At 56.3% G+C, this 3255-nt stretch carries 4 protein-coding genes; all 4 read left to right on the top strand.

Translation table 11 applies throughout. The features are described 5' to 3' along the window. The coding region (locus tag ABJO75_RS07405; RefSeq protein WP_348432405.1) for an FAD-binding oxidoreductase at positions 1–747 on the top strand (747 nt) is incomplete at its 5' end. Positions 748–770: 23 nt separating this feature from the next. Then, a complete protein-coding gene (locus tag ABJO75_RS07400; protein ID WP_348432404.1) occupies positions 771–1754 on the top strand; it encodes a TRAP transporter substrate-binding protein in 984 nt (327 codons plus the stop codon). A 66-nt stretch (positions 1755–1820) separates the two neighbouring features. Next, positions 1821–2513, top strand: coding sequence for a TRAP transporter small permease subunit (locus ABJO75_RS07395; protein WP_348432403.1), 693 nt, complete (start codon positions 1821–1823; stop codon positions 2511–2513). Next, on the top strand, positions 2510–3255 hold a 746-nt coding region (locus tag ABJO75_RS07390; RefSeq protein WP_348432402.1), incomplete at its 3' end, for a TRAP transporter large permease subunit. The genes ABJO75_RS07395 and ABJO75_RS07390, both read left to right, overlap by 4 nt.

Below are 3255 nucleotides of genomic sequence, written 5' to 3'. Positions count from 1 at the left end.
GTGAGTGGGGCGGAACACGCGGTTGATGATCCAGCGTTCGGTGCGGCATTTGAGACAGTCGTCCGCTGCAAAAATCATGGCCGCATTTCGGACCCTGGCGCTTATGTCAAAGCTCTGGCGGATCATTTTGTCGACCAAGGTGGAATGCTGCAAATCTGCGATGTTCGTGATGTAGACGTCACAGACGGCGTGATCACAGGTCTACACACCTCAGAGGGAGCGATGAGCGCCGATCACATCGTCTTTGCCATGGGGCCGTGGTCCAAGGCGATTGCTCACAAGCTCGGTGTCAAAGTCCCGTTTGAAAGTGAACGGGGCTATCATCTGGAATTCATCAACCCGACTATCATGCCAAAGGCCCCCATGATGGTCGCCAGTGGCAAGTTTGTCCTGACCCCGATGGATGGCCGATTGCGTGCTGCGGGTGTCATAGAATTCGGTGGACTTGAAAAAGGACCAGGCAGGGCCCCGTTCGAGATGCTGCATCGCCAGGTCGCAGAAATCCTGCCGGACATGAGGAGTGATGATGTTGTTGAATGGATGGGCCATCGCCCCGCGCCAGCCGACAGCCTGCCGCTGATCGGTGCAAATGATGCGCAGGGACGCAGCTATAGTGCCTTTGGCCATCAACATGTTGGCTTGACAGGCGGACCCAAAACGGGTCGGATCATCGCAGATCTGATAGGCGGTAAAAAACCGAACAATGATTTGGCAGCCTTCGATCCTATGAAACATGCGGCACGATAGTGCAGCCGTCTGGGAGGACACCAATGACGATTCTAAAGACCACCGCCGCGACCTTTGTCGGCGCCCTAATGGCGACGAGTGCGTTCGCAGACGGCCACGCCCAGTCGTGGGATATGCCGATGGCCTATGCCGCGACAAATTTCCATTCCGAGCATGGCGTGATCTTCGCTGACCTCGTGCGTGACTACACAGATGGCGCGATCGACATCACGGTCCACCCGGGCGGGTCGCTGTTCGGTGGCGGTGACATAAAGCGCGCCATCCAGACCGGTCAGGTTCCGATTGGAGAGCGTTTTATGTCGGCCCACGCCAACGAGGCTCCCCTTTTGGGTTGGGACAACCTGCCGTTCATTGCCACCAGCTATGAAGACAACGACCGACTGTGGCAAGTTGCCCGTGAAACCGTAAACGCGCAGTTGGCGGACCTGAACCTTGTGGCGCTCTATACCTGCCCATGGCCGGGTCAGGGGTTTTACTTTGACAAGGAAGTGAACTCTTCCAAGGATACACAGGGGATCAAATTCCGGTCCTATAACTCCGCCACAGCGACCTTTGCAGAAGAACTGGGCATGATTCCCGTTCAGATCGAAGCCGCAGAGCTGAGCCAAGCCCTGGCGACCGGTGTCGCATCAGCGTTCATCTCGTCCGGATCTACCGGGTATGACCGCCAGGTTTGGGAGCATCTGAGCCACTACTACAAGGTCAACGCATGGTTGCCGCGCAACTATGTGATGGTGAATACGCAAGTCTGGGACGGTCTGGATCCAAAGCTTCAGGCAAGCATCCAGAAAGCCGCAGACGAGACCTCGGCGTCGTGTTCCGCCAAATCGGCTGAACTGGCGAACTTCTACTTCGCTGAGCTTGAGAAGAACGGCATGACTGTTCAGGATGCAGGTCCAGAATTCCTCGCCGAACTCGAAGCGATTGGCACAAAAATGACGGCTGATTGGCTGGCGACAGCTGGGACTGACGGCCAGGCGATCCTTGACGCCTACAACGCCAACTAAACCTTTCTGGCCAGCCCGCGCTGCTGCGGGCTGGCCTGTTTTCGTTTCAAATATCGAGAACCCGAAATGCGTGACTGGTCACCCGTCATGAACCTGCCCCTTTGGGTTTGGCTCTTTGTTCTTCCAAGCTTTATCGGTGTTGTCTGCCTGATTGTGGGCCCAAGACTTGAACCCTACCTTCGGCCTCTTTGGCGTATTCTCGACCGTGTTTATGCAACAAGCGGCGCCATTGCTGGGTTCTTTATGATCATGATCCTGACGTTGATCGTGATCGGAATGGTCGCCCGCTGGACAAGCGTCGCTGTGCCGGGCACAACCGAATTTGCAGGCTACGCTATGGCGGCCACTTCGTTTTTTGCGCTGTGCCACGCGCTGACCCGCGGCGCGCATATTCGCGTGTCGATAATCCTGAATGCCAATGATTTCTTGAAAAAATGGCTCGATTTGTTCGCAGTGTTTGGCGCGGCCGTCATCGCCACTTATTTCGCGCGTTACGCAATCAAGGCGAACTTCTTCTCAGAAATGCTCAACGACCGCACGCAGGGCCAGGACCAAATCCCCGAGTGGTTGGTGTCCTTTTTCAGCCTTGATTTTGCGGGCGTCGCGGCGGGTAGCACGACCTTGGTTTACACCCCCATCTGGATACCGCAACTGGCCATGTCGATTGGTACGATTTTGCTGGCGATTGCCCTGTGGGACACGCTGTACCGGATGCTCGTGACGGGTGTAAACCCGATTGTGTCGGAGTCCGTCGAATGACCGAAGCTTACGCTACAATCGTTTTCCTGTTCGTCCTGTTCACCTTGCTTGGTTCGTCCATCTGGATCGGTCTGGCGCTTATGGGCGTTGCCTGGGTCGGGATGGAACTGTTTACCACCCGCCCAGCCGGCGATGCCATGGCCACAATCATCTGGACTGGGGCGTCATCATGGACGCTCACAGCTCTGCCGCTGTTTATCTGGATGGGTGAAATCCTTTATCGAACACGATTGTCCCAGGACATGTTCCGCGGGCTTGCCCCATGGATGCGTTGGCTCCCCGGTGGTTTGCTGCATACCAATATCGCAGGCTGCACTATTTTTGCCGCTGTCTCCGGGTCATCCGCTGCAACACTGACCACGGTTGGCAAGATGTCGATCCCTGAACTGCGGAAGCGGGGCTATCCTGAATACATGATCGTCGGAACCTTGGCGGGGGCTGCGACCCTTGGCTTGATGATACCGCCGTCCCTCACGCTGATTGTCTATGGCGTGTCGATCAACGAAAGCATCATCAAGTTGTTCATGGCCGGTATCATCCCCGGCCTCGTGCTCGCAGCACTGTTCATGTCGTATATCGTGGCGTGGCATTATTTCCGCCCCGAACAACGCCCAGACCCCGAACCCAGCATCAGCTTTGGTACAATGCTCGCCGAGAGCCGCTTTTTGATCCCGGTACTGTGTCTTGTTTTCGCGGTCATTGGATCAATGTATTTCGGCTGGGCCACCGCCACCGAGGCTGC

It is taken from the genome of Sedimentitalea sp. (assembly GCF_039973035.1).
Lineage (GTDB): Bacteria > Pseudomonadota > Alphaproteobacteria > Rhodobacterales > Rhodobacteraceae > Sedimentitalea.
Note: the sequence above shows the minus strand (reverse complement) of the source record. Positions and strands in the feature narration are given on the sequence as shown.